At 59.6% G+C, this 25,513-nt stretch carries 23 protein-coding genes; 9 read left to right on the top strand and 14 right to left on the bottom strand.

The genetic code is table 11. The features are described from left to right. Positions 1-35 precede the first annotated feature (35 nt). Both htpX and JJN09_RS18055 read right to left on the bottom strand, forming a co-directional pair. The gene (gene htpX, locus JJN09_RS18050; protein ID WP_102620441.1) at positions 36-923 is read right to left on the bottom strand and encodes a protease HtpX; all 888 of its coding nucleotides are present in this window, start codon (positions 921-923) and stop codon (positions 36-38) included. Positions 924-1,227: 304 nt separating this feature from the next. Beyond that, positions 1,228-2,439 carry a pyridoxal phosphate-dependent aminotransferase gene (locus JJN09_RS18055; RefSeq protein ID WP_249482905.1) on the bottom strand — a complete coding sequence of 404 codons (1,212 nt, stop codon included), beginning with the start codon at positions 2,437-2,439 and terminating at the stop codon, positions 1,228-1,230. A gap of 225 nt (positions 2,440-2,664) precedes the next feature. On the opposite strand from JJN09_RS18055, the gene msrB reads away from it, so the two are divergent. From msrB to JJN09_RS18070, 3 genes are all read left to right on the top strand, one after another. Continuing rightward, positions 2,665-3,060, top strand: a complete 396-nt coding sequence (gene msrB / locus JJN09_RS18060; protein ID WP_249482906.1) for a peptide-methionine (R)-S-oxide reductase MsrB — start codon at positions 2,665-2,667, stop codon at positions 3,058-3,060. Positions 3,061-3,161: 101 nt separating this feature from the next. Continuing rightward, complete coding sequence (locus JJN09_RS18065; RefSeq protein WP_249482907.1) at positions 3,162-3,647, top strand: glutathione peroxidase; 486 nt, start codon at positions 3,162-3,164, stop codon at positions 3,645-3,647. Beyond that, on the top strand, positions 3,644-4,105 hold the full coding sequence (locus JJN09_RS18070) for a MarR family winged helix-turn-helix transcriptional regulator (RefSeq protein ID WP_249482908.1): 462 nt from the start codon (positions 3,644-3,646) through the stop codon (positions 4,103-4,105). The genes JJN09_RS18065 and JJN09_RS18070 overlap by 4 nt, the downstream gene beginning before the upstream one ends. Here the strand turns inward: JJN09_RS18070 and JJN09_RS18075 are convergent. Beyond that, a complete protein-coding gene (locus JJN09_RS18075; protein WP_249482909.1) occupies positions 4,089-6,410 on the bottom strand; it encodes a response regulator in 2,322 nt (773 codons plus the stop codon). The genes JJN09_RS18070 and JJN09_RS18075 overlap by 17 nt on opposite strands. Before the next feature lie 166 nt (positions 6,411-6,576). Here JJN09_RS18075 and JJN09_RS18080 point away from each other — a divergent pair, with 166 nt between their 5' ends. Together JJN09_RS18080 and JJN09_RS18085 are read left to right on the top strand one after the other, a co-directional pair. Next, positions 6,577-7,467 (top strand): ATP-binding protein, encoded by an 891-nt coding sequence (locus JJN09_RS18080; protein ID WP_096821083.1) that lies wholly within the window; start codon positions 6,577-6,579, stop codon positions 7,465-7,467. Then, positions 7,464-7,946 carry a GAF domain-containing protein gene (locus JJN09_RS18085; RefSeq protein WP_249482910.1) on the top strand — a complete coding sequence of 161 codons (483 nt, stop codon included), beginning with the start codon at positions 7,464-7,466 and terminating at the stop codon, positions 7,944-7,946. The genes JJN09_RS18080 and JJN09_RS18085 overlap by 4 nt, the downstream gene beginning before the upstream one ends. On the opposite strand, the gene JJN09_RS18090 is transcribed toward JJN09_RS18085, so the two are convergent. The 8 genes from JJN09_RS18090 to JJN09_RS18125 all read right to left on the bottom strand — a co-directional run bounded on the left by JJN09_RS18090 (position 7,947) and on the right by JJN09_RS18125 (position 19,346). Next, entirely contained in the window at positions 7,947-10,892 is a 2,946-nt protein-coding gene (locus tag JJN09_RS18090) for an HD domain-containing phosphohydrolase (protein ID WP_249482911.1), read from the bottom strand. A gap of 59 nt (positions 10,893-10,951) precedes the next feature. Then, a complete protein-coding gene (locus JJN09_RS18095; RefSeq protein WP_249482912.1) occupies positions 10,952-14,599 on the bottom strand; it encodes a transporter substrate-binding domain-containing protein in 3,648 nt (1,215 codons plus the stop codon). 8 nt (positions 14,600-14,607) lie between these two features. Then, on the bottom strand, positions 14,608-15,234 hold the full coding sequence (locus JJN09_RS18100; RefSeq protein WP_096821086.1) for a response regulator transcription factor: 627 nt from the start codon (positions 15,232-15,234) through the stop codon (positions 14,608-14,610). Between the two features lie 392 nt (positions 15,235-15,626). Then, positions 15,627-16,955 (bottom strand): deoxyguanosinetriphosphate triphosphohydrolase, encoded by a 1,329-nt coding sequence (locus JJN09_RS18105; protein WP_249482913.1) that lies wholly within the window; start codon positions 16,953-16,955, stop codon positions 15,627-15,629. Between the two features lie 68 nt (positions 16,956-17,023). Beyond that, the gene (locus tag JJN09_RS18110) at positions 17,024-18,187 is read right to left on the bottom strand and encodes an EAL domain-containing protein (protein WP_249482914.1); all 1,164 of its coding nucleotides are present in this window, start codon (positions 18,185-18,187) and stop codon (positions 17,024-17,026) included. A 120-nt stretch (positions 18,188-18,307) separates the two neighbouring features. Further along, positions 18,308-18,646, bottom strand: a complete 339-nt coding sequence (locus JJN09_RS18115; RefSeq protein ID WP_249482915.1) for a hypothetical protein — start codon at positions 18,644-18,646, stop codon at positions 18,308-18,310. Continuing rightward, positions 18,643-19,029 (bottom strand): phage holin family protein, encoded by a 387-nt coding sequence (locus JJN09_RS18120; RefSeq protein WP_249482916.1) that lies wholly within the window; start codon positions 19,027-19,029, stop codon positions 18,643-18,645. The genes JJN09_RS18115 and JJN09_RS18120 overlap by 4 nt, the downstream gene beginning before the upstream one ends. 2 nt (positions 19,030-19,031) lie before the next feature. After that, positions 19,032-19,346 carry a YqjD family protein gene (locus tag JJN09_RS18125; protein WP_197869093.1) on the bottom strand — a complete coding sequence of 105 codons (315 nt, stop codon included), beginning with the start codon at positions 19,344-19,346 and terminating at the stop codon, positions 19,032-19,034. A gap of 317 nt (positions 19,347-19,663) precedes the next feature. Here JJN09_RS18125 and JJN09_RS18130 point away from each other — a divergent pair, with 317 nt between their 5' ends. Then, a complete protein-coding gene (locus JJN09_RS18130; protein ID WP_249482917.1) occupies positions 19,664-20,872 on the top strand; it encodes an ammonium transporter in 1,209 nt (402 codons plus the stop codon). On the opposite strand, the gene JJN09_RS18135 is transcribed toward JJN09_RS18130, so the two are convergent. Next, complete coding sequence (locus JJN09_RS18135) at positions 20,869-22,581, bottom strand: monovalent cation:proton antiporter-2 (CPA2) family protein (RefSeq protein WP_249482918.1); 1,713 nt, start codon at positions 22,579-22,581, stop codon at positions 20,869-20,871. The two genes, JJN09_RS18130 and JJN09_RS18135, sit on opposite strands and share 4 nt — an antisense overlap. A 202-nt stretch (positions 22,582-22,783) precedes the next feature. Here JJN09_RS18135 and JJN09_RS18140 point away from each other — a divergent pair, with 202 nt between their 5' ends. The 3 genes from JJN09_RS18140 (at position 22,784) to JJN09_RS18150 (ending at position 24,474) form a co-directional block, all read left to right on the top strand. Next, positions 22,784-23,020: a glutaredoxin family protein gene (locus tag JJN09_RS18140; RefSeq protein WP_249482919.1), complete on the top strand. Its 237-nt coding sequence runs from the start codon at positions 22,784-22,786 to the stop codon at positions 23,018-23,020. A 173-nt stretch (positions 23,021-23,193) separates the two neighbouring features. Next, entirely contained in the window at positions 23,194-23,511 is a 318-nt protein-coding gene (locus JJN09_RS18145; protein WP_249482920.1) for a transcriptional regulator, read from the top strand. Between the two features lie 69 nt (positions 23,512-23,580). Continuing rightward, a complete protein-coding gene (locus JJN09_RS18150; RefSeq protein ID WP_249482921.1) occupies positions 23,581-24,474 on the top strand; it encodes a pseudouridine synthase in 894 nt (297 codons plus the stop codon). A gap of 74 nt (positions 24,475-24,548) precedes the next feature. Here the strand turns inward: JJN09_RS18150 and JJN09_RS18155 are convergent, their stop codons facing one another. Together JJN09_RS18155 and mobA are read right to left on the bottom strand one after the other, a co-directional pair. After that, positions 24,549-24,770, bottom strand: coding sequence for a YgdI/YgdR family lipoprotein (locus tag JJN09_RS18155; RefSeq protein WP_157711524.1), 222 nt, complete (start codon positions 24,768-24,770; stop codon positions 24,549-24,551). 78 nt (positions 24,771-24,848) lie between these two features. After that, entirely contained in the window at positions 24,849-25,451 is a 603-nt protein-coding gene (gene mobA, locus JJN09_RS18160; RefSeq protein WP_249482922.1) for a molybdenum cofactor guanylyltransferase MobA, read from the bottom strand. Positions 25,452-25,513 lie beyond the last annotated feature (62 nt).

Here is a 25,513-nt window from a genome sequence, read left to right on the forward strand (position 1 = left end):
CATCACTGCGGGCCTTTCTGTTTGGGCCGGGCTGATCAGCCGCGACGACGCAGAGCGTCGATACGCTCTTCCAGCGGCGGGTGGCTCATGAACATGCGGGCGAACCCTTGTTTGATACCACCGTTGATGCCAAAGGCGTTGAGGGTGTCTGGCATGTGCACCGGCAGGCCTTGTTCGGCACGCAGGCGTTGCAAAGCGCCGATCATCGCGCTGGTACCGGCCAGGCGGGCGCCGGCTTCGTCGGCACGAAATTCCCGTTTGCGCGAGAACCACATCACGATCGCGCTGGCCAGGATACCCAGAACCAGTTCGGCGAAGATGGTCGCGATGTAATACGCGATGCCCTGGCCTTCCTCGTTCTTGAAGATCACCTTGTCAACGAAGTTACCGATGATCCGCGCGAAGAACATCACGAAGGTGTTCACCACGCCCTGGACCAGTGCCAGGGTGACCATGTCTCCATTGGCAACGTGGCCGATTTCGTGGGCCAGCACGGCTTTCACTTCATCCGGAGAGAAGCGCTCCAGCAAGCCCTGGCTGACCGCGACCAGCGCGTCGTTCTTGTTCCAGCCGGTGGCGAAGGCGTTCGCTTCGTAGGCCGGGAAAATCCCGACTTCGGGCATCTTGATCCCGGCTTCGCGGGACAGTTGCTCGACGGTTTGCATCAGCCATTGCTCGTGGCGGGTGCGCGGCTGGGTAATGATCTGGGTGCTCGTGCTCATCTTCGCCATCCACTTGGAGATGAACAGCGAGAACAGCGAACCGGCGAAACCAAAGACTGCACAGAAAACCAGCAGCTGACTGAGGTTGAGGTCAACCCCGTTGGCCGCCATGAACCCGTTGAAGCCGAACAGGCTCAGGGTGATGCTGGCTATCAGCACGACCGCCAGGTTAGTGGCCAAAAACAGCAGGATGCGCATCATGGTTGTAGAAATCTCCTCAAGCTAAAGATGTAGCGTACTGCGGGGTATATAAGGTGCGGCACCGGGCGATTCAACCGAGTGACTATTTCAAACTGTGTCCTACATCGGATTCTCCGGTATGCGGGACAATTCCCACCCCTGAAGACGACATGGATGACAGCTGCGCACCTCCCACCGCCATTGCATCAGGCGCATGTGATCGGTACGAATCGACAGTGTAGAAGGCGTGCGGAAGGGGGCGGGGCAGAAGTGTTGCTGAATCAGACAGTGCGCAACGAAAGGCTCGTTGCGCACAGATCGCCGGTTACTGGCGGTAGGACTTGAGGAAGTTGCCGATGCGCCCGATGGCCATGTCCAGGTCATCGACCCGCGGCAGGGTCACGACACGGAAATGATCCGGCCACGGCCAGTTGAAGGCCGTGCCCTGAACCACCAGGAGCTTCTCGGACAGCAGCAGATCGAGGACGAATTTCTCGTCGTTGTGGATCGGGCAGACCTTCGGGTCGATCTTCGGGAATGCATACAGGGCGCCCATCGGCTTCACGCAGCTCACGCCGGGAATGTCGTTGAGCAACTCCCAGGTGCGGTTGCGCTGTTCCAGCAGGCGACCTTGCGGCAGCACCAGATCGTTGATGCTCTGATAGCCGCCGAGGGCGGTCTGGATCGCGTGCTGGCTCGGCACGTTGGCACACAGGCGCATGTTGGCCAGCATGTCGATACCTTCGATGTAGCTGTGGGCGTTGTGTTTCGGCCCGGAAATGGCGATCCAGCCGGAACGGAAACCCGCCACGCGATACGACTTCGACAGACCGTTGAAGGTCAGGCACAGCAGATCGGGTGCCAGCGAAGCGGTGCAGATGTGCACGGCGTCGTCGTAAAGAATCTTGTCGTAGATCTCGTCAGAGAACACCACCAGGTTGTGCTGACGGGCCAGTTCCAGCATGCCCAGCAACACTTCCTTCGAGTACACCGCGCCGGTCGGGTTGTTCGGGTTGATGATCACCATGGCCTTGGTGTTCGGGGTGATCTTGGCCTTCATGTCGGCCAGGTCCGGGAACCAGTTGGCACCTTCGTCGCACAGGTAGTGCACCGCGTTACCGCCGGCCAGGCTCACGGCAGCGGTCCACAGCGGATAGTCCGGCGCCGGCACCAGCACTTCGTCACCGTTGTTGAGCAGTGCCTGCAACGACATCACGATCAGTTCGGACACACCGTTGCCGAGATAGATGTCTTCGATGCCGACACCTTCGACCTGCTTCTGCTGGTAGTACTGCATCACGGCCTTGCGCGCGCTGAACAGGCCTTTGGAGTCGCTGTAGCCCTGGGCGGTCGGCAGGTTGCGGATCACATCCTGGAGAATTTCGTCCGGCGCTTCGAAACCAAAGGGCGCCGGATTGCCGATGTTCAGCTTGAGGATGCGATGGCCTTCCTCTTCCAGGCGTTTGGCGTGCTTGAGCACTGGGCCGCGAATGTCGTAGCAGACGTTGGCGAGCTTGTTCGATTTGCTGAACTGCATGGCGATGTGATCCCGAAAATGAACGATCCAGGCGGCGAATGGACAACCGTGCTGGGAATCCTGCGTCTTCACACAGGCAAGCGTCTTGAGCGGCGGTTTCCAACAATCCGTTTGAATGCGCAGGATCCCGCTGCCAGACTGGCGTGTGACGAGGCGCAATCATACGTGCCGCCCGATCCGTGGAAAAGGTACAGATCGGGCTTTTTCAGCCGCTGAGGTGTGATGATGGAAAAGATAGAAAAGACCCTGGAAGAATGGCGCGCGATGCTCGACCCGGAGCAATACAACGTGTGTCGTCTCAGTGCCACCGAGCGACCGTTCTCGGGCAAATATAACGCCACCAAGACTGACGGTGTCTATCACTGCGTCTGCTGCAATGAGCCGTTGTTCGACTCCAGCACCAAATTCGACTCCGGTTGCGGCTGGCCAAGCTTCTACGCGCCGATCGGCGAGAGCGCCATGACCGAAATCCGCGACATCAGCCATGGCATGATCCGCACCGAAGTGAAATGCGCCCGATGCGATGCGCATCTGGGGCACGTGTTCCCCGACGGCCCGCCGCCGACAGGTCTGCGTTACTGCATCAACTCGGTGTGCCTGGATCTGGTGCCACGCGAATAGCCGATGCGGGCGATCCCTGGATCGCCTTTCTGATAATTGAATTGCACACAATTCAATTGCTCGCTATTTTCACAGCTTCTCAACTTTCCAGAGTGCGCACCATGAGCGATAACCTGCTGACCATCCCGTGCACCACCATCAAGGGTGAGCAAAAGACCCTGGCCGACTTCGCCGGCAAAGCGGTGCTGGTGGTCAACACTGCCAGCAAGTGCGGTTTCACCCCGCAATACAAGGGCCTTGAGGAGCTGTGGCAGAGCTACAAGGATCAGGGGCTGGTGGTGCTGGGGTTTCCGTGCAACCAGTTCGGCAAGCAGGAGCCCGGCAACGAGGGGGCGATCAGCGAGTTCTGTGAGCTCAACTACGGTGTCAGCTTCCCGCTGTTCAAGAAGATCGAAGTCAACGGTAACGGTGCGCATCCGCTGTTCGTACAGCTGAAGAAGCTTGCGCCGGGTGTACTGGGTTCCCAGGGCATCAAGTGGAATTTCACCAAATTCCTGATCGGCAAGGACGGCCAGTTGGTCAAGCGCTTCGCTCCGGCCACCAAGCCGCAGGATCTGAGCCGCGAGATCGAAGCACTGCTCAAATGAACGAACTGTCAGCCGATGCGCTGAAGCTCGACAGTCAGTTGTGCTTCAAGCTGTACGCCGCGTCCCGGGCAGTGATTCGTGCGTATAAGCCGATGCTCGATCAGCTCGGCCTGACCTACCCGCAATACCTGGCGATGCTGGTGTTGTGGGAATGGCAGGAGGCGGCACCGGAGCAGCCGACCGTCAAGGCGTTGGGCGAGCGTCTGGCGCTGGATTCCGGGACGCTGACGCCACTGCTCAAGCGTCTGGAGCAACTGCAACTGGTGCAGCGTCAACGCTCGGCGCGGGACGAGCGTGAGGTTCATCTGAGCCTCACGCCTCAGGGGCAGGCGTTGCGCGAGCAGGTCGGGCCGTTGAAGGATCGCCTGCTGTGCGACAGTGGTGTGGACCTGGATCGGCTCAACGAGCTGCGCACCGGGCTTGATCATCTGCTGGGGCAAATCAAAGCGCTGTCGTAGTCGGTATCCACTGATCCAGCAGCGCTGCCAACTCTTCGCGGCGGAACGGTTTGGCCAGATAGTCGCTCATGCCTGCCGCGCGGCAGCGTTCGCGTTCTTCAGACATGGCGTTGGCCGTCAACGCCACGATCGGCAAGTGCGGCCAGCGACCGCTCTGACGGATCTGCCGGCTCGCTTCGTAACCGTCCATCACCGGCATGTTGCAATCCATCAGCACCAGATCGAACTCGTGGTATTCCAGTTGATCCAGTGCTTCTGCGCCATGGGCCGCCACTACTACCTCGCAACCGAGTTTGCCGAGCATGCCCTTGGCCACCAGTTGGTTGACCGGGTTGTCTTCCACCAGCAACACCCGCCCGCGACGTTGAGAGGGCACGCTTTCAAGCCGTGCACGGTCGATGGTGGTGATGTCCGGTTGCAGGGTTCTGCGCAGATTCTGATACAGCGCGTTGCGTGCCAGAGGACGAGCCTGTTGCTGAAGCGGAGCAAGTGCCGCAGCTTCTTCGCCCGGCATGAAGCTGCCGTAAGCCGTCACCAGCAGAATCGGTGCCGTCATGGTCGGCCGCAGGCCAAACAGGCATTCGGGGCAATCGGTGATGATGATGTCCGGCGACGGGCCGAGGAGTGACGCTTCAATCGTGCGCTGTTCGTACGACAGGCCCCAGACCGGCAACAGACTGCCCAGCAGCTCTGAAAGGCCGCTGGCGGCAGTGGTGATGGCGAGCACGCTGCCATGCAACGGGGCCGGGATGACCGCGCGGGTGTGGCAGGGCAGCGGCAGTTCGGCACAGAACTGGCTACCGAAACCGACTTCGGAGCTGATCGTCAGGCGCCCCTGCATGGCCTCGCACAGGTTGTAGGTCAAGGCCAGGCCCAGCCCGGTGCCGCCGTACTGGCGGGTGATGCCGGCCCCAGCCTGGGTGAAGGGCTGGAAAATCTTCACCTGGGCTTCCTGGGCGATGCCGATGCCGGTATCGCAGACCTCGATGCGCACGCCATCCTTCCAGGTCGACAAACGCACATCGACCCGACCAAAACGGGTGAACTTCAGGGCGTTGGACAGCAGGTTGCTGACGATCTGCCTCACCCGTGTCGGGTCTCCGAGCACCAGCGCCGGAAAGTGCGGATCGATCAGGCACGTCAGCTCCACGCTTGGCGCCGCGTTCTGCGACAGCAGGTTGGCGGTGTCTTCGATCAGCGAGCCGAGGTCGAACGGGATGTGCTCCAGTTCCAGTTGCCCGGCATCGAACTTCGACAGGTCGAGAATATCGTTGAGCAACTCCACCAGCACTTTGCCCGAGTCGTGGGCAATGGACAGTTGTTGCTGTTGTTCGCCGTTGAGCGGGCCGTCGAGGGACAGCGCGATCATGCCCAGCAAGCCGTTGAGCGGGGTGCGGATCTCGTGGCTCATGTTGGCAAGGAACGCCGAGCGCGCCTCGGCCATGTCCAGTGCGGTGCTGCGGGCGACCTCCAGTTCCTCGTTGGACTGGCTGAGGCGGGCGTTGATCGCTTTGAGTTCAGCGGTGCGTGCCGACACGATGTCTTCGAGTTGAGCGAGGTAGTCGGTGAGACGGTTTTCTGCGGTGCGCCGTTGCTGGATTTCCGTAGCGATGTTTTCGAACTGCTGGTTGGCGACCTTCACCAGCACGCCGATCTCGTCGTTGGCGTGTCCACTCGGACATTCAAGAGTGGTCGGTTCGGCACTGCGCGGATCACGCCCGCTGAGTTCACGGATCACCCGCACCAGTGGCTTGGTCAGCATCACGTAGAACAGCGCCAGCAGGATGCCGGTCAGGATCAGGCTGCGGGCAAAGCCGTTGAGCAGCGTGACTTCGGCCCGGCGCAGGAAGCGGCTGCCGAAGGCATAGGTGTCGACCTCCAGGCTCAGGGTACCGAGGGATTCGTTGGGCAAGTGGTCGAGATAGAGCCGATCTTCAAACTCGCGTTTGGCGCCGAACAGAAAGTCGCTGATCAACCGATATCCGCTTTGCAGTTCCGGGCGCTTGACGCTGGCCAGTACCGTCTGATTGTTGTCGGTCAGTTGTGCGGAGATGATCGCCGGCGAGCGCAGCAGGCCCAACGTGAGTTCCTGGGCCAGCTCGGCATCGATGTTATAGGCGATACGCGAGGCCGGGTTATGGCTGATTTCCAGCAAAGACAGGATTTCACGGTTGATGGACGCGTCTTCACTGGCATAATCGATGCCGATTTGCAGCAGGCTGAGCAGCGTGCCCAGAATGAACCCGACCAGCACGGTAAGCCGGGCCTGTTTGTACGACAGCCGGTGGGTGAATTTGATATCCATGGGGTGTTGAACCACTTCCGTTTCCCTTCGCTGCTCAAGCATAGTCGATCATGTATGGATACCGTGGTTCCCGAATCGCCTTGTAACAAGGCGCCGGGCGGGTGTCGAACGCTATCGGTTGTCGCTGTATTGCCATCATTACTGTGAACCAGCCCGAGGAGAAGACGTGGATTCCCGATTGAATGCTTTTCTTGAGCGCGCCGAGTCGGTTCTGGCGCGGATCGAACCGCTGCTACCGGCGCCACGCCCGGTCATCGACTGGGGCACTTGCCTGGCCGCACGCTGGCAGCGTGACGGTCGCAGCGGGTATCTGCTGCCGCTGGAAGTCAGCCTCGACATGCGTCTTTCGGACTTGATCGGTGTCGATCGACAACTGGAGCAACTGGGCCGAAATACCCAGCAGTTTCTCGACGGCATGCCGGCCAACCATGCTTTGCTCTGGGGTTCGCGCGGTACGGGGAAATCCTCGTTGGTGCGGGCGCTGCTGGCCGAGCACGCCAAGGCTGGTCTGCGCTTGATCGAGATCGAACGTGATCACCTGGCCGACCTGCCACGTGTGGTGGAGCAGATCGGCAAACTGCCGCAACGTTTCGTGCTGTTTTGCGATGACCTGTCGTTCGAATCCGGCGAAGGCGATTACCGGGTGCTGAAAAGCGTGCTGGACGGCTCGCTGGAGCAGGCGCCGGACAACGTGTTGCTGTACGCCACCTCCAACCGTCGCCATCTGGTGCCGGAAAAGGAAAGCGACAACGAAAACTGGAAGCGCGTCGATGGCGAACTGCATCCGAGCGAAGCGGTGGAAGACAAGATCGCCCTGTCGGATCGCTTCGGCCTGTGGCTGTCTTTTTATCCGTTCACTCAGGAACATTTCCTCAACGTCGTCGAACACTGGATCGGCCAGTTGGCCGCCAAGGCCGGCCTGAGCTGGCAGCGCGACGAACAACTGGACATTCTCGCCGTGCGCTGGGCGACCGGCCGTGGCAACCGCAACGGACGTTGCGCGTACCAATTCGCCCGTTACTGGGTGGGACTGAAATTGCTGGAGCACAAGGCATGATTGATTTGCAACAAAGCGGCCAGGGTCTCGAGGGCTATGGCATGTTGGCCGCACAACTGGAGTCGCTGCTGGCGGACGAGCGCGATTTCATTGCCAACGCCGCACAGTTTTCGGCGTTCCTGTACAACCAGCTCGATGACCTGAACTGGGCGGGTTTCTACCTCAATCGCAACGAAGAGCTGGTGCTCGGCCCGTTCCAGGGCCAGATCGCCTGCGTACGCATTCCGTTCGGTCGCGGTGTGTGTGGCGCGGCGGCGGCCAGTCTGCAGACACAACGGGTCGAAGACGTTCACGCATTCCCCGGCCACATCGCCTGTGACAGCGCGTCGAACAGTGAACTGGTGGTGCCGTTGGTCAAGGACGGTCGCCTGATTGGCGTACTCGACCTCGACAGCCCGAAGCTTTCGCGTTTCGGTGCAGAGGATCAAGCCGGTATCGAACAACTGGCAGCGATCTTCCTGCGCCTGACCGACTGCTGATCAAGCCGCAAGGCCCGCCTTGCGCAGCACGCCGTCAGGGTCGACCGCATCGATCTGTTGCGGGTCGAGGAAACGGCTGGCGTATTGCAGATACAGGCCTTCGCGGATGAACAGGCTGAACAGCTCGGCATCGATGTGCGCCTCGCGGCACATGGTGGCCATGATTCCCAGCGCCTCGCTGAGGGTCTTGGCCTTTTTGTAGGGGCGGTCGGCGGCGGTCAGCGCTTCGAAGATATTGGCAATCGCCATCATCCGCGCCGGCAGACTCATTTCCTCGCGTTTCAAACGTTTCGGGTAACCGGTGCCGTCCATTTTCTCGTGATGACCACCGGCAATTTCCGCGACGTTGTTCAGGTGCCCGGGGAAGGGCAAGTGACTGAGCATCAGGATCGTCTGCACCATGTGATGGTTGATGATGTAACGCTCTTCACGGGTCAAAGTGCCGCGAGGAATGCTCAGGTTGTACAGCTCGCCACGGTTGTATTTGTAGCGTGGGACGTCGAGTTTGAACCCCCACGGATTGTCTTCTGGAATCAGTTCGCTGTCAGCGCGTTCGAGCAGGTGTTCGGGCTTGTCGGCCAGTAACTTTTCGCTGACGGGCAGGAGGGGGGGCGATGTGCGCGCCTGACGCCGGTTTTCCTCCCAGGACACGCCCAGACGATCATCCAGCGTGCGTGTCCAGGTGCGCTGCGCTATGCCCTCAAGACGCTGAAGGTCGGCGTCGGCCATGGCCTCACTGCCCAGATTGCAGCGGGCTACAAAACCGAAATCATCATCCAGCTCTGTCAGCGTCGCGTCGCGCAGGCTGGCCAGTTGTCGTTCGTCGCCACCCGATGCCATGGCTCGCCAATAGCTGATCCAGGCATCGCGCTTGAGCACTTCGAAGCGGGTGCGGACTTCATGGATGCGATCGTTAAGGGTTTCCAGTTTGGTGGCTTTGTCGACGACGTATTCCGGCGTTGTGACTTTGCCGCAATCGTGCAGCCACGCGGCGATGTGCAAGGCTTCCCATTCATCCTCAGAGGGTTGGTAGTCGCTGAAGGCCGGGGCGTCGCTGGCCGCTGCGGCGTGGGCGAGCATCAGGGTCAGTTCCGGCACGCGTTGGCAATGCCCGCCGGTGTAAGGGCTCTTGGCATCGATGGCGCCGGCGAGCAGTTGAATGAACGCATCGAGCAGTTGTTTTTGCCGGGCTTGCAGACGCTGGCTCTCGATACTCACCGCCGCCGCACCGGACACCGCTTGCAGGAACGCGATGCGGTCGGGCCGCAGCTTCTCCAGGTCGGCGGGGGTGCCGCTGTCGTTGATCAGCAGCACCAGCAGACCGATTGTTTCGTTGTGCTGGTTGTGCAGGCGGATCCCGATCAGGTGGACGCGCGGCGTGTCCATGGCCAACAGGACCTTTTGCAGGTCGGCGGCCTGTTCGAAGCCGAGGTTGCTGACCACGTTGTCGGCATGCGCCAGTTGCTCGAACCAGGCCGGACCCTGCTTGGTATCAAGGTTGTGGCCTTGAATATCGAACACTGCCAGCGGCCGGGAAGTGCCGTCGACCACCAGCCCGTAAGGTTCCATGCGATTGCCATCACTTTCGCGCAGGTAGATCAGGCCTGCCTGGGCCTGGGCAATTTGCACCGTTTCGAACAACACTCGTTGCAGCAGCGGGGCGAAGCGAGTTTCGGCAGTCAGGCTGTCGGTGATGCGAAAGAAGCTGGCCAAGGTGTCTTTCATCCGCGCCATCGACAGACTCAACTGGTCAACCTCCAGCACCGGCGAGCGACGGGTCACGGGAAAGTTGAAATCGAAGCTGCGGATGGCATCGGCTTCCTTGACCAGTGCATGCAGCGGCTTGACCAGAATCCGCGAAATCAGCCAGCCCAGCGGCAGGCACAGCAACAGGGTGGCGAGAGTGATCAGCGCACCTTGCCAGCGCATGCGATAGGCATCGACCAGTAACTCGTCTTCCGGCACCAGCAAGGCCATCTGCAAACCTTTCGGGCCACCTTCCTGCAGGCTGCTGCGGGCGACGATCCAGCGTCGCCCGTCAGCTTTCAGGCGTTTGCCCTGATGATCGGTAGACAGCAGGGCATGCAGACTAGGGCTCAGGTCGGCTGCCTTGGCCAGGCGCGCGGTACGGTCATCGACGATCAGCCGGCTGCTGTCGGGGTACGCTACGGCGTTGCCTTCGGCGTCGAAGAGGACAATTTCCGTTGCTGGCGTCACAACATGTTTGGTCAGGGTCGCCGACAGCGCGTCGAGGGTCAGGTCGGCGGCGATCACCGCGTGCGCGCTGCTGCGCCGGGCGAGGGTCGTGCCGACATTGTGGGTGGAAAAAAACACATAGGGTTCGGTGGTGATTTGTTCGTTCTGTTGCTGTGCGCGGGTGTACCAGGCGCGGTTGCGCGGGTCGTAGACATCGTCCGGATTGTCGTGACGTCCGACCGCTGACAATGCCTGATCGAAGAACAGCGATTGCGATCTGGCGCTGCCATTGGCGTCATGTTCGATGCTCCAGACCTGATACGCCGCAGCATCCGGAGCTTTCAGCAAGGTTCTCAGTGACGCGGTACGCAAGGGGCGCACCATGAAGAAATCACCATTGTCGTAACCCAGATACAACGAGGCCAAGTCCGGGTTGTCCGTCAGTGACTGGCTGAACGGCTTGAGCAGCGTCAGGCGTTGTTCGAGGGTTGAGGCCTGAGTCCCGGGGTTGTCCGCGAGCAGGCTCAGCAGGTGCCGGATTGGCGCATAGGTCGATTGCAGGTCGACGCGTACATCCTGCTCGATGCGCTCGAACAGTTTTTCGCTGCTCGACAGAATGATCTGTGTGGTCTGCCGGTAGTTGAACAGCCCCAGCACGACCCCGGTGAGCAACAGCAGAAAGGTGAACATGACACTGATGTGCACGTGCAAAGGGAACCGGCGTTGATCCTGGCGCAGTGGGCTGGGCATTGCGGACTCTCCGTGTTGGTAAACACACTGCTCAGCGCCCAAGCATAGTTAAGGCCCGATCATTCCGCTCTGCTGGTCAGCGTCAGTTGCTGCTCCAGTGCTTTTTCCAGTTCAAGGATGGCGGAACTGCTGGCCTCGCAGCGGCGCTCGATTTCGTCCGTTGGCAAGGCTTGCAGGCAGGCTTGTTCCAGTGCGTCACAACTGTCGATCAGACGGGCTGCCTGGGCGATGCGCGCGGCACCTTTGATCTTGTGTGCAATCTCGGCCAGAGCGTGGTCATCCCGCCCGGGGGATAACGCCTGCAGATCCTTACGGTCAAGACGACTGCTGTTGAGCAGTTCAGTCAGCAGCCGCTGAGTCTGGACCGGGTTACCTCCGGTCAGCGAATGCAGCCCTTGCAGGTTGAATGCAGGCGCAATGAGCGCGGGTGTATGGAGCACGGGCTGGACACTGTCGATCCACTGGCTCAAGACACTCAGGCTCAAGGGCTTGAACAGGCACTCGTCCATGCCAGCCTGCTTGCAGCGAAGAATCTCTTCGGGTTGTGCATTGGCCGTGAATCCGAGCACGGTACAGGTCGGGCGCTGCATGAGTCTTTCGTAGCGACGGATCGCACGGGTCAGTTCATAGCCGTTCATGACGGGCATGTTGCAATCGGCGATGACCAGATCGAATGCACCGTTTTTCCATTGTTCCAGTGCGCTTTGACCCTCCTCGGCGATGCTGAAGTGATGGCCGAGGAACTCCAGTTGCTGGCACATCAGCAGGCGATTGGCCGGGTGATCGTCGACCACCAGAACGTTCAGCGGTGTCAGGGCCGTCTGGATCTGCGGTTCGTGTTTCGCAATTGTCGCTTCTGCGGGCAGTATGGGCAGTGGCAGCGACACACTCACTTGTGTACCGATCCCTGGCTGGCTGCTCAGTTGCAGTTGACCTCCCATCATTTCGCACAGGCTGCGGCTGATGACCAGTCCCAGCCCCGCGCCACTGATTGCCCGATCCTTGCCCTGATGGGCCTGGGCGAACGGTTCGAACAGACGCCGCTGATCATCGGCAGAGACACCGATGCCGCTGTCCTGAACAGTCAACTGCAGCTGTGAGCATTCGGGAACGTCGCTGGCCAGAAGTTCCAGCGTGATCCTGACCTGGCCTTTTTCGGTGAACTTGATGGCATTGCTGATCAGGTTTGACAGCACTTGCTTGAAGCGCAAAGGGTCCAGGTGCACGTCGACGTTCAGTTCTGGAGGGGAGACGTTCACCGCCAGGGTCAGCCGTTTCTGCCGGGCCAGACCTTCGAAGATCCGGACCACCGAGCCGACGGTATCGATGAGGTTGACCCGCTCGGGGCTCAGGCTCAGGCGCCCGGATTCGATCCGGGCGATATCCAGTATGTCGCCGATCAACCCCAGCAGGTCCTTGGCCGAGCTGTAGGCGGTTTCGATGCTGGAGCGGTCCGGATGCACTTTATCCATACGCTTGAGCGTCAGCTCGAGCATGCCGATCACTGCGTTCATCGGCGTACGGATTTCGTGGCTCATGCTAGCCAGAAAAGTGCTCTTCGCCCGGTTGGCATCATCTGCCCGTTCCTTGGCGGCGCGCAGTTCGTCGAGCAGTTCATGACGATCACTGATGTCGATCCAACCGCCAATGATCCCCTGTACATCACCGCTGGAATCGCGGTACGGGAGAATCCAGTGATAGATCGTCAGGCGCCGGTTGCCGATATGCAATGGCCGGTCGAGCACCAGCGGCTTGCCCTCAGCCACGACCCGTCGATAGTCGGCCTGATACACCCTGGCTTCGAAAGCGTTGTTGAGTGCACCGTCCATCACCGTTTTGCCGATGACATCTTCTCGCTTGGCATTGAAGGCCTCGAGGTAACTGTCGTTGCAACTCTGCAGCAGGCCTTGTCGATCACGCACATAAATCGGATGGGGCGTGCCATTGACCAGCGAACGCATGAATTCCAGTTGATCGTTCAAGGCACGTTCGGCCGATTGGCGTTGTTTGATCTGGCGGCGCATGTAGGCATTCCAGAACAGTGACAGCAGAAGGAGAAGGCCGGCTCCCCCGATAACCTGATAGAAAAGGCGCCGGTACTGGTGCCAGGTGCCTTGCGACAGGCTTGAATAACCCCGCCAGCGCCCATTGATGATGCCCAGTTCTTCGGGCGTTATGCTCATCAGTGTCTTGTCGATGATCGAGCCCAGTTCCGCGTTGTCCCGCGCTGTCGCCAGGGAAAAGGCTGCCTGCCGCGTGCCGATCGTGGTGGTGATCTGCAATGGCTGTTCGAAGATGTGTGAAGCGATGAAATAGTTGGCGATCACCAGCGAGTTCACCGCGCCCTCGACCTGACCTTCGTCAAGCAATGCCACTGCACTGTAGGTATCCGGGGTCTCGATCAACTGGATACGGGGAAATTCCCGGCGCAGGTACTCGATCATCGGATTGCCTTGGGCGATGGCCAGCCGTTTGCGCTTGAGCTGCCCCAGATGTGTCGGACTGTCGGCGGCCTTGCGGGTCAACAAGACGTAGGAGTTTTCTAGATAAGGGCGGCTGAATTTCAGGGTTTCCTCCCGCTGAGCGGTAGGCAGCAGGGCGGCGACCAGATCGGCCTGATGGTTTTCGATCTGTTTGATCATCTCGGCGTCGCTGCGGCTACGGCGGACTTCGAAGCGAAGACCGGTGCGCAAGCGGATGAGTTCGAGCAGGTCTGCGCTGATGCCGCGAAAATTTCCATCCGTGTCAAAGAACGTTAGGGGAGCAAACGCCTCGTTGACGACCACGCTTACCACCGGGTGTTTTTTCAGCCATTGTTCTTCCCGGTAGGTCAGTTGCAGTTTCTGGTCGGTCAGCAAGGTGTCGCTGCCGATACTCCAGCGTTTGGCGATGTTTTCCCGCTCGCTGCTCGGGACGGCCTTGAGCACGCTATTGATGATGCCCAGCAGTTGAGGATTGTCGCGCCGCACGGCAAAGCTGAAACCGTGGGCTTCGTGCTTGCCGAAGTTCGCCATGCGGATGTTGTTCAGATAACCCTTGCTGATCATGTAGTGGGTGGAAATGGTGTCGCCGAGAAACACGTCCGCCTGATCGAAAGCGACCGCGTTGATTGCGTTCTGGTAAGACGGATAGGACGTGATGAGGGCCTTGGGATACAGGGCCTTGACCTCGTCCAGCGGCAGATAGTGATACAGCATGCTCAGTCGCAAACCGGCCAGACCTTCGCTCAGTGACCGGGTTTCGCCCGTGCGGGTGACCAATACCGGTTGGTCGATGGCGTAAGGGCTGGATAGCACGATGTTGGCGTTTTCCGCCTCCAGCCCGTTGGACGTGCCGAGCATGTCGATGCTGCCATCGATCAATGCACGTATCGCGGCGTCTCGTGTGGCAAAGCGCTTGACCCTGACCGGCTGGCTGGTTGTCTGGCCAATGAGCCCCGCGTAGTCGGCCGTGAAGCCTTCGTAGTCGCGACCGCTGGCGGTCATGTCGAAAGGCGGATAGTCGGGAGCGGATGTGCCTAGAACCAGCTCATTGCGATTGTGCAACCAATCCCGTTGTGAATGATCCAGCAAGACTGGCAACAACTTGGCAGTCGAGCGGCTGAGCAAGGTCAAGTCTTGTGAGGTGACGGGCGTGGCAGTTACATGAGCGCTTAACCCAAGGCAGGTGCTCAGTACAATCAGACAGTTCTTTAAACGGCTGGGCATGTTTGCTCTCACACGAGTGCGTTACGTTTGGCCATTTCGATAAGTTCTACAAGGGATTTGGCTTTGAGTTTCTGCATCAGACGCTTTTTGTAAGTACTGACGGTCTTGTTGCTGAGGAACATGCCTTTGGCAATTTCCTTGTTTGTGCGACCTTGAGCGAATAGTTGCAATACCATTAATTCCCGGTCATTGACGGCTTTGAAAAGTTCCAGCTCTGTGTAGCGCACATCATCGCTGCGAACCGGGTTCAATGCCTGACTGGGAAAGTAGTTGTAACCGGATAGAACAGCCTTGATGGCACTGACCAGTTCGCTGAGGTCTTCCTGTTTGCAGACATAACCCGACGCGCCGGACTGCATGCAACGAATGCCGAACAATGTCGGGCACTGTGCGGTCAGAACCAGCGTCTTGAACGGGGAACTCATGGCATTGAAGCGGGCGAGGACTTCCAGGCCGTCCAGCTTTGGAATGCTGATGTCGAGAATGATCAGATCGGGAGCACATTCGCGAACCATTTGCATGGCATCGACCCCGTTGTCGGTTTCACCGACGACCTTGTAACCTTCATGTTCCAACAACATTCGAACGGCAAGACGGATAACCGGGTGATCGTCGACAATAAAAACGGAGTTCATAATAAAGTCCCATGCGAGCACGAAGAAAGGGCGCACCTTAGCTCAGATGGATGAGCGGTCGCATGAACCGACAGGACCTTAGTGGCAATCTAGGATTAGTCCTACAAACAAAGAAGAATAAGACTACGTGTTAACTAGTTTTAACGTAGGTAGAGGGGGCGCTTCGTCAATTGCACTTGTTCAGTGGCGGGCGGTATATGGCTGAAAAGCAAGTTTGTTTAATGTTTGTCAGTCATCATGAATTTCGTTTTTTATGTTGGCGGCTCGTCGCGAAAATCGAACATAGGTATCAGAGAGAAGTCGTGATATTCACCAGGAGCGCTTTTTGAATCCTGTTTTGGACGAAGTACGTGTCCGACCGATCAATGTCTGACCGGTCGGACGGCGATGCTTCAATGACTGGAGCGCCCTGTCATTTCCAGGGCCATGTCACTGGCGTAGCTGTCAGTCATGCCCGCGATGAAGTCGATCATGCGCAGGAACGATGTGTGCAACGGGCCGTGCGGATCCGGTGCATTGTTGCCCAGCAAGTCGAGGATTCGGCGGCTCTTGAACGACGGCGTACGGCCGTTGTGTTGTTCCAGGGCGGCACCGCAGAACGCATTGAGCAGTATCTCCAGCGTCGTATAAGCGCCAATCTCATGGAGAGTCTTGCGCTTGTCCTGAAAAATCTTGCGGCGGGCGATGTCCTTTGCATTCAGCACACAGCGCTTGGCCGGGCCGTGCATATGCTCCACGAGGTCCCCGTGCAGCGTTCCGGCCAGTAGTGCGTCCTGTTGCTCGACGAAGGCCCGGGCGGCGGCATTGGTCAGGTGTTCGATGGCCTTGCCCCGCAGGATTGCCAGTTTGCGTCGGCGTGAATCCTGCGGACCCAACTGTCGATAGGTTTCCGGCAAATCATCGCCGACCAGACCCAGCAGCAGCGACTCGACTTCGGCGTAGTCCAGCAGCTCCATCTCCAGGCCATCTTCCAGATCGATCAGTGCATAGCAGATGTCGTCTGCGGCCTCCATCAGATAAACCAGTGGATGGCGCGCCCAGCGCTGCTCTTCGAGTTGCGGCAGTCCCAGTTTGTGGGCGATCTGCTCCAGCAGTGGCAGCTCGCTCTGATAGCAACCGAACTTGTGTTTCTTGTAACCCAGGGAGTCGGCGTGACGCGCGGTCCACGGGTACTTGAGGTAGGTACCGAGGGTCGCATAGGTCAGTCGAGTGCCGCCGTCGAACTGGTGATATTCCAGTTGCGTGAGGACCCGGAAGCCCTGGGCATTGCCTTCGAAATTCAGGAAGTCACCGCGCTCGGCGTCACTCATCGCATCCAGCCAACCGCGCCCGGCAGCCTGCTGGAACCAGTGACGAATGGCGTCTTCACCGGAATGGCCAAACGGCGGATTGCCGATGTCATGGGCCAGGCAGGCGGACTGGACGACCATGCCCAGATCGCTCGGCTCGCACCATTCGGGCAGGGCACGGCGCAGGGTTTCACCGACGCGCATGCCCAGCGAACGACCGACGCAACTGACTTCCAGCGAATGGGTCAGGCGCGTGTGGATGTGGTCGTTGCTGGACACCGGATGCACCTGGGTCTTGCGGCCCAGACGGCGAAAGGCACCAGAGAAAATGATGCGGTCATGGTCTTTGTGGAACGGGCTGCGGCCGAGTTCTTGCGGGCTGTGCAGCGGCTTACCGAGACGTTCGCGGTTGAGCAGGGTTTGCCAATCCAAGGCTGATTCTCTCCGTCGGGTGACTGGTGCCCTAGCTTCCCGGTTCGAGCGTGTGTCTGCAAGCGCAACTACAGCCCGGCGGCGTCGATGTCGATCAACAGCAGGCGTTCGCCATTGTCGAAAAACTGTCCGGCGGTCAGGCAGTACTGGTTGCTGGTGGCATCGCGGTAGGTGTTGGAAAGCGTCAGTCGGCGTTCTTCCCAGCCCTCTGCCAGCAAGTGATAGAAGTAGGGGCGCCACGACCAGTTGTGGCCCAGGTAGCGGTTGTCGGCGACCCAAGCGTTCTGGCGCCATTCCAGATTCGGCGTCAGTTGTGTGCCCTGACGGTCGCACTGATAAAACCGCAGTAACCACGGAAAGGCATCGAGTTGCGGCAAGGCGCTGAGCGGCGCGCGAGCCTGGGCCCAGGTCTGCAGGATCGTCATCAATTCGCCGAGCTGTTGACGCATCGACATCAACTTGCCGCGCTCAGTGAGTTTCTGCTTCACATAGGATTGGCGCAGTTCAGCGAAGCGCTGGACGAAGGCATCCGTCGCAAAAAAAGCCTCTTGCGCCCGGGCGAACAGAAAACCCTGTACGTAACGCGAGCCACACTCCAGCGCAAAATTCAGCTGCGCTTCGGTCTCCACCCCTTCGGCGATGATCCAGCAGCCGGTTTTTTCCGCCATCTGTGCCAGCGCCTTGACCACATCACTGCTGGGTCCGCCGAGGGCAGCGGCCTGGAACAGGCGCATGTCGAGCTTGAGAATGTCCGGTTGCAACGCAAGCACACGATCAAGTTGTGAGTACCCAGCGCCGAAATCGTCGATGGCGATTCGCGCCCCGGCATCGCGATAGCGCGCGACCACTTCAGACAGTCGCTGGCTGTTGCCGCCCAACTCGGTGATCTCGAAGACAATCCGCTGCGGGTTGACCCCATGCCGGGCAAGTTGTTTGAAACTCGGCAGCGCCTGATCGGCGCGCAGACGGCTGATCCAGCGCGGCGACATGTTCAGGCTGAGAAACCAGTCCGGCGGCGCTTCGTGCAATCGGCTCAGCGCATTGTCGCGAATCTGCCGGTCGAGGCGGCGCAACGCGGTGGCTGGCGTTCGTGGATCGGCGAACAGCGGCCCCACCGATGTCAGTTGCCCCTGCGCCTGGCGCAGACGACCCAGCGCTTCGACCCCTGCAATGCGTCCGGTGGCGGTATCGATGAAAGGCTGAAAGCAGGCGAGCGGTTGCCCGTCGATCACGGGGCCTCCTTGGTCGTTGTTGTTCTGGATCCTGCCGGCCAGATAGGCAAGCGGGATTGAATCTCCGGATGAAGAGGTTCAATCCCGCCAGCACTGCAAGAATGCAGCCAGATGTGTAGCTCAGCGCTTGCTGGAATTTTGCATCACCAGTTTGATCAGCGGAGCGAGGCTGGTGCCGAGGCGGATCAACCGACTCAGACCGCCGACGCCCCCGCTTTTAGCGCCTTTGCCGGTGAGGAAACCCAGCAGCGTCACGGCTGCCACGCCCCACAACGGCGCGTGCTTGATGCCAAAACCACCTTGCAGGTTTTGCGTCATGCCACGCATGCGTTGCAAGGGTTGCAGGACCTGGCCGGCTTCATGACGGATTTCCTGACGATGCATTTCCATGCGCAGACGGATCAGGGCCTTGCGCATTTCCCGACGAGAGCTGTTGTGCGGAAGTTCAGGCAGGCTCATGGCAGCAGGCGCTCCCGGTCGTTGGCCAGCTCTTGCAGAGTGCCGTGGAAGGGTGAGGACTCATCGAAGATCGCAGCCTTGAGACGCAGCGCACAGAAGATAGCCGCCAGGGTATAGAACACGCACAGGCCGATGATTGCGGCGAGACGGTACGTGTCCCAGAACACGATCAGGACGAGTGTCGACAGGCCGACCAGCAACAGCAATGCAAACACCAGCGCCAGACCTGCGAACAACAACAGGCTGACGGTGCGCGCCTTCTGCTCCTGCAGTTCGATGCCGAACAGTTCGACATGACTGTGCAACAGACCGAGGACGGCTGCGCCCAGGCGCCGCGTGGAGGAAGTGGTGCCCGAAGTCGGGCCGGATTCACCGATCGACATGATCAGCGCCGCGTGGCCAGCAGGCCAATCAGAAAGCCCACGCCCGCCGCGATACCCACCGATTGCCACGGGTTGGCCGATACATAGTCTTCAGTAGCGGTGACCGCTGCCTGACCACGCTCGCGCAGGGTGTCCTCGGTCAGCTTCAGGGTTTCTCGTGCGCGCAGCAGGCTTTCGTGGATCTGTTCGCGCAATTCGTCAGCCTGATCACCGGCCAGCGTGGCGGTGTGTTCCAGCAACCGTTCGGTGTCACTGACCAGGGTCTGGAAGTCGTTCATCAGGATTTCTTGAGCAGTCTTTGCCTTGATGCTGGCCATTGGGGATCTCCGTAAGTGGCTGTCTTAAGCGGCTTTCTGAAACTTTCGAGTATGAGCCTTGCGTGAAGGTTCAGTACAAATGACTGGTATGTCTTTTGCTATGTCGTGGTGCGTCCATCGGTAGCAGTGCGCTGTTGCCGAGCGCGAAGCCGGGAAATCATAGCCCGGATGACACGGGTTCATATCAGGACATCGACCTTGTGCGCCAAAGCGGTTCGCCGGACGAGTGCATCGGTGACTGCGCGGTTGCAACTTGGTGCATGAAATGTCTGCATGAACCGCTTTGGTGCCTTTTTCAGCCTTGGGTCTGCCTCTTCATGGAAAATCTGCAAAGCGCTGTGGATACGCTCGTTCATAGCTCCAACACGTTGTTCATTCTGATCGGTGCGGTCATGGTGTTGGCCATGCACGCCGGGTTCGCCTTTCTAGAAGTTGGAACGGTTCGCCAGAAGAATCAGGTCAACGCCCTGTCGAAGATTCTCAGCGACTTCGCGGTGTCGACCCTGGCCTATTTCTTTATAGGCTATTGGATTTCGTACGGGGTGACGTTCCTGCAACCGGCGTCGGTGCTCAGTGCCGATCACGGTTACGGGCTGGTGAAGTTTTTCTTCCTGCTGACCTTTGCGGCGGCGATTCCGGCGATCATTTCCGGTGGCATCGCCGAGCGGGCGCGGTTCGTTCCTCAATTGTGCGCGACGGCGCTGATCGTGGCGTTCATCTATCCGTTTTTCGAGGGCATGATCTGGAACGGCAACTATGGCTTTCAAGCCTGGCTGGCGGCGCAGTTCGGCGCATCCTTCCATGATTTCGCCGGCTCCGTGGTGGTTCACGCCATGGGTGGGTGGTTGGCTTTGGCGGCGGTGCTGTTGCTGGGTCCGCGCAACGGGCGCTATCGCGATGGCCGGCTGGTGGCATTTGCGCCGTCGAGCATTCCGTTTCTGGCGCTGGGCTCGTGGATCCTGATCGTCGGCTGGTTCGGCTTCAACGTGATGAGCGCGCAAACCCTGCAGGGCGTCAGTGGCCTGGTGGCGGTCAATTCGTTGATGGCGATGGTGGGCGGTACGATGGCGGCGTTGATCGTCGGGCGCAATGACCCGGGTTTTCTGCACAACGGCCCGTTGGCCGGTCTGGTGGCGGTGTGTGCCGGCTCTGATCTGATGCATCCGGTGGGTGCGCTGGTGACCGGTGGGATCGCGGGTGCCCTGTTTGTCTGGTGCTTCACGGCGGCGCAGGTCAAATGGCGGATTGACGACGTGCTGGGTGTCTGGCCGTTGCACGGCTTGTGTGGCGTGTGGGGTGGCATCGCCTGCGGGATCTTCGGCTCGACCGCGTTGGGCGGGCTCGGCGGCGTCAGCCTGATCAGCCAGTTGATCGGCACCGCATTGGGCGTAGTGGTGGCCCTGGCCGGCGGGTTTGCCGTATACGGTTCGATCAAGGCGCTGCATGGCCTGCGCCTGAGTCAGGAACAGGAGTATTACGGCGCGGACCTGTCGCTGCACAAGATCGGCGCGGTGAGTCAGGACTAAGTCTCTTCATCAGCGGCTCCGGGGTAAAAGCCGTGAAGCAGGCGATAACGGTCAGCGCGCACCTGATCGACTTTCGCCTGCACCTGGTGCCCAGGAAACCCCAGCAGAACCAAGGCATGTGAACCGAGCATCAGACTCGATTCCAGCAGTTCCGGCACCACCTCGCTGGCGCCGGCTGCTTTCAGCTCGGCCGACTGGCTGTCGTCCCGGGTACGCACCAGGATCGGCACTTTCGGGTTGAGGCGCCGGGCCTCCTTGAGAATCCGCAAGGCCACGTCGGCTTGATCCACGGCAATTACCAGCAACCTGGCGCGCAGCAAACCGACGGCGGTCAACAGATCGCCGCGTGTTGAGTCGCCGTAGTGGACGTCGCGTTCGACGGTGGCGGCTTCCTGTATCCGCACCGGATCGTTGTCCAGCGCGATGTAGGTTTGCCCGGCATTGCGCATGAAGCGTCCGATGGATTGACCGACACGACCGTAACCACAGATCACCACATGTTGGTCGAGGCCGGCATTGAGGGCGCTGATCTGCTCGATCTGTGCTTCCTGATTGGGTTTGCGGTGCAGGGCGGCGGCGATGCGCGGGGCTGCGCGCAACATCAGCGGCGTCAGCAGCATCGAGCAGAACGTTGCAGCGAGGAGCAGCGCGCCGAGTTCGGCAGGCATCAGCCGGTTTTGCTGCATCTGCGCCATCAGGGCGAAACAGAACTCGCCGCCCTGAGCCAGTGCCAGGCCGCTGCGCCACGCGGTTTCATTGTCGTTGCCGCGCCATTTCACCAGCAGCGCCACCACTGAGCCCTTGATCACCAGCAATCCCAGGGTCATGGCGAGAATCAGCAGGCTGTGGCTGGCGAACAGTTGCAGGTCGATCAGCATGCCGATGCTGACGAAGAACAGGCCGAGCAGAATGTCGCGGAACGGTCGGATATCGGCTTCGATCTGATGCCGGTAATGACTCTCCCCCAGCAGCATGCCGGCCAGGAAGGCGCCGAGGGCAGGGGACAGGCCGAGCAGGTGGGTCAACCACGCCGTGAGCAACACGATCACCAGCGCCAACAGCACGAACAGTTCGGCCGAACGCGATGCCGCCACCTCCTGAAACAGACGCGGCAACAGCCAGCGACTGGCCAGCAGCAAGCCGATGAACAGCACAACCGTCTTGAGCAGTGTCAGCGGCAACGCCCAATACCAGGCTTGATCGCTGCTACCGGCGAAGACGGGCACCAGCGTCAGCAACAACACGGCCACCACATCCTGAAACAACAGGACCCCCACCGCGTTCTGGCCGTGGCTGCTGAAGATTTCGCCGAGGCTGCCCAGTTCCTTGGTGACGATCGCCGTGGATGAAAGTGAAAGACCTGCGCCGAGCAGCAGCGCCGGGGTGAGGGGCATGCCCAGTAGCATCAGTACGCTTCCCAGCAGCGCTGTGCTGATCAGCACCTGTTGGCTGCCCAGACGGAAAACCACTTGGCGCAAGGCAATCATTTTTGACAGGGAGAATTCCAGCCCCAGGGAAAACAGCAGAAACACCACGCCCAGCTCGGCAAGGTCCGGCAGGTGTTCACTCTCGTTTATCCAGTCGAACGCCTTCGGTCCGACCATCAGCCCGACGCACAGGTAGCCCAGCACCGGTGGCAGGCGCAGGCGGCGGAACAGGGCAATCATCACCAGGGACGAGGCAAGAATGATCAACAGGTTGGCAAACACAAAACACTCCGGCGGCAGGGGCAGGCTCTTCAAGCGTAGAGGCAAAAAACACCGGAGCATGGTGGAAAACGCATTTGTGCGGGCTGATTTGAGTCAGGGTTTTGCGAGGATAAAACCACTCAAAGGCTTGAAGCCTCTGATGGGTCGACGGGTTCACAGGTCAGGCCTAAAATGGCCAATCAAATTTTGGGATTGAACGCGCATGCTTCCTGAATGCCAGTTGTTCGGCACCCTGGGGTGCCATCTGTGTGAAGTCGCTGAAGCCGAGCTGATGCCGTTTGTCGAGCATGGCCTGCTGGTGGAACTGGTGGACATTGCTGACGATGAGTCCTGGTTCGAGGCCTACAGTCTGCGGATCCCTGTGCTGCGCCGGGTCGATACCGGGGCGGAAATGAGCTGGCCGTTCAGTGCCGATCAGGTTGTGGCATTCCTGCGTTAGCCTTTTCCCTCTTCATTGTTCCGACCTGGCCATTCATCGCGATGGTCATCGATCCTTGGCACTCTGGGGTTTATTCGGTTACTGTATGTTCATACAGTAATTGAGTGGGCTCGTCGTGCGGTGTCCTTTTTTGGGCGATGAGCACGGTGGCCAGTACGTCAGAGGGATGAACCGTGGTCAATGTCGAACAGTTGAAAAGCAGCGTGAACCGGATGTCGGTTGACGTGGTGCGCGAAGCCGTCCACGAATTGCGCCTGGACGGTCTGGTCACGGAAGGCAAGACGCCGTTCAACAAGCTGCATTTCAATACCTGTTTTGCCGAGATCGAGGCGTTATTCCAGCGCGCCGGCTATCACAAGCAGTTGGATGTGGTGGGTTATCAGGGCTTGCTGTACGCCTTGTACGATCCGGGTCGCTGGGAGGCCGTCGATGTATTGCGCTGGCTGAAGGAATTCACCGAGGCGGCGGCCCTCAAATCGATCTCCGCCTGATTCTGCGCTAGGTCTGCTGCGTCCCGTGTTGGATAATGCCGCTCTGCCTTGAGGGTTCGAGTTCTCCGTATGTCCAGCACATCTACTTTTTCCGCCGCACAGAATCAGGCCAGTACGCTTTATCTGCCTCCCGGCGACTGGGAGACGGTGTTCGATTGTCTGTGTGATCACTTCGGTGCCATCGGACGCGATCAATGGCTGGACCGTATTGCCCGAGGCCGGGTGCTGAATGGTGAAGGCCAGCCGATTGCGCTCGACTTGCCTTACAAGGAAGGCCTGCGCATCCATTACTTTCGCGAAGTGCCAGACGAAAAGCCTATTCCGGTGGTCGAGTCGATTCTCTATGCGGACGATCATCTGGTTGTTGCCGACAAACCCCATTTCCTCCCGGTGACGCCAGCGGGTGAGTACGTGGAGCAAACGCTGCTGCGCCGGTTGATTCGTCGACTGGACAATCCGCACCTGGTGCCGCTGCACCGGATTGACCGGCACACCGCCGGGTTGGTGATTTTTTCGGCCAATCCGCAGACGCGTTCGGCATATCAGTCATTGTTCCCGACACGGCAAATCGAAAAACGCTACGAAGCCATCGCTGCTGCATTGCCGGGGCTGGATTTTCCATTGGTGCACAAGAGCCGCATGGTCGATGGCGAGCCTTTTTTCCGCATGCAGGAAAGTCCCGGTGTCAGCAACACCGAAACAGCAGTGGAAGTGCGGGAAAGGAACGGTGACCTCTGGCGTTATGGCCTGTACCCGGTGACCGGCAAGAAACACCAGTTGCGGGTGCATATGACGGCGCTGGGCGCGAGCATCTGCAACGATCCGTTCTATCCCGAGGTACTGAAGGACGTCGAAGATGATTACGCCAACCCACTCAAACTTCTGGCGCAGGGTTTGCGGTTCATTGATCCGGTCACAGGTCAGGCGCGCGAATTTGAAAGCCGGATCACGCTGGACTGGTGATCAATAGCGCCAACCACTTTCTCCCGCCCACGAAAAAGCCCGCATCATGCGGGCTTTTCTGTATCTGGCGTCGCTTACAGCTCTTTTACGGTGCGAACCTGATCTTTGTTGATGCGAGTCTGCTTGCCGTCCAGTTGTTCGAATTCGTAAAAGCCCGAATCCTTGTCGAATTTAGGCGAGTCGACGGCCTGGATTTCGCGACCGTCATTCAAGGTAATCACCGTTGGCGAAGCGCAACCGGCGAGGGTGGCCAGGCCCAGAGCGAGCATGAAAGTGGCGAGAGTCCGTTGAGTCATGTGTTTGTCTCCGAAGGGAATTCTTTTGGTTACTGAACTTGTAGACGTATGCAAGGCGTGAGAGTTCCTTGAATGCGGTCAGTCTGACACAGTGTTATGAGAGCTTAACAGTTCCGGGGTATTGAGATTGGCCAGCCGCGGGTCGTTGTCCGGGCAAATCAGGGCCTGAGCGCCAAGGCTGCGCATGAGCCGGCCAGGGCTGCGCTCCCCCTCGTGCCAGGCCTCTTCGAATGCGGGCAGAAGCGCTGCGGGAATCACGCAAAGCAGCGGTTCCCAGTGCTCGTCGTGACGTAGCATCAGAGGGTTTTCAGGGTGCAGGCTGGCGGTCTCGCGCATGCTTTGTAACAGGGGGCCATCGATTCGCGGTACGTCGCAAGGCAACACCAGTAGATGGGTGTGGCGGGCTGCTCGCAAGCCAGCCCGGATGCCGGCCAACGGCCCGGGAAAGCCTTCTTCGTCATCCACAACCAATTGATCGGCGAAAGGTGCATAGCGTTCGCGATTGCGGTTGCATGAAATGATCAGGTCGTCGGTCAGCGGACGAACCTTGCGCTGCAAATGAGCGATCAGAGGCTCCCCGTGCCATTCAATAAGTCCCTTGTCCTGACCTCCCATGCGCTGGCCGCGTCCGCCGGCCAGCAACAGGACAGAGCAGGGCGGCAATCGGGTATTGGAAGTCATGGCAACTCTCCGCAGGTTCGGCGAAAAAATGGGGCGCTGTGATATAACACCGGGCTGTTTCT

This window comes from Pseudomonas sp. HS6 (assembly GCF_023375815.1).
Classification (GTDB): domain Bacteria; phylum Pseudomonadota; class Gammaproteobacteria; order Pseudomonadales; family Pseudomonadaceae; genus Aquipseudomonas.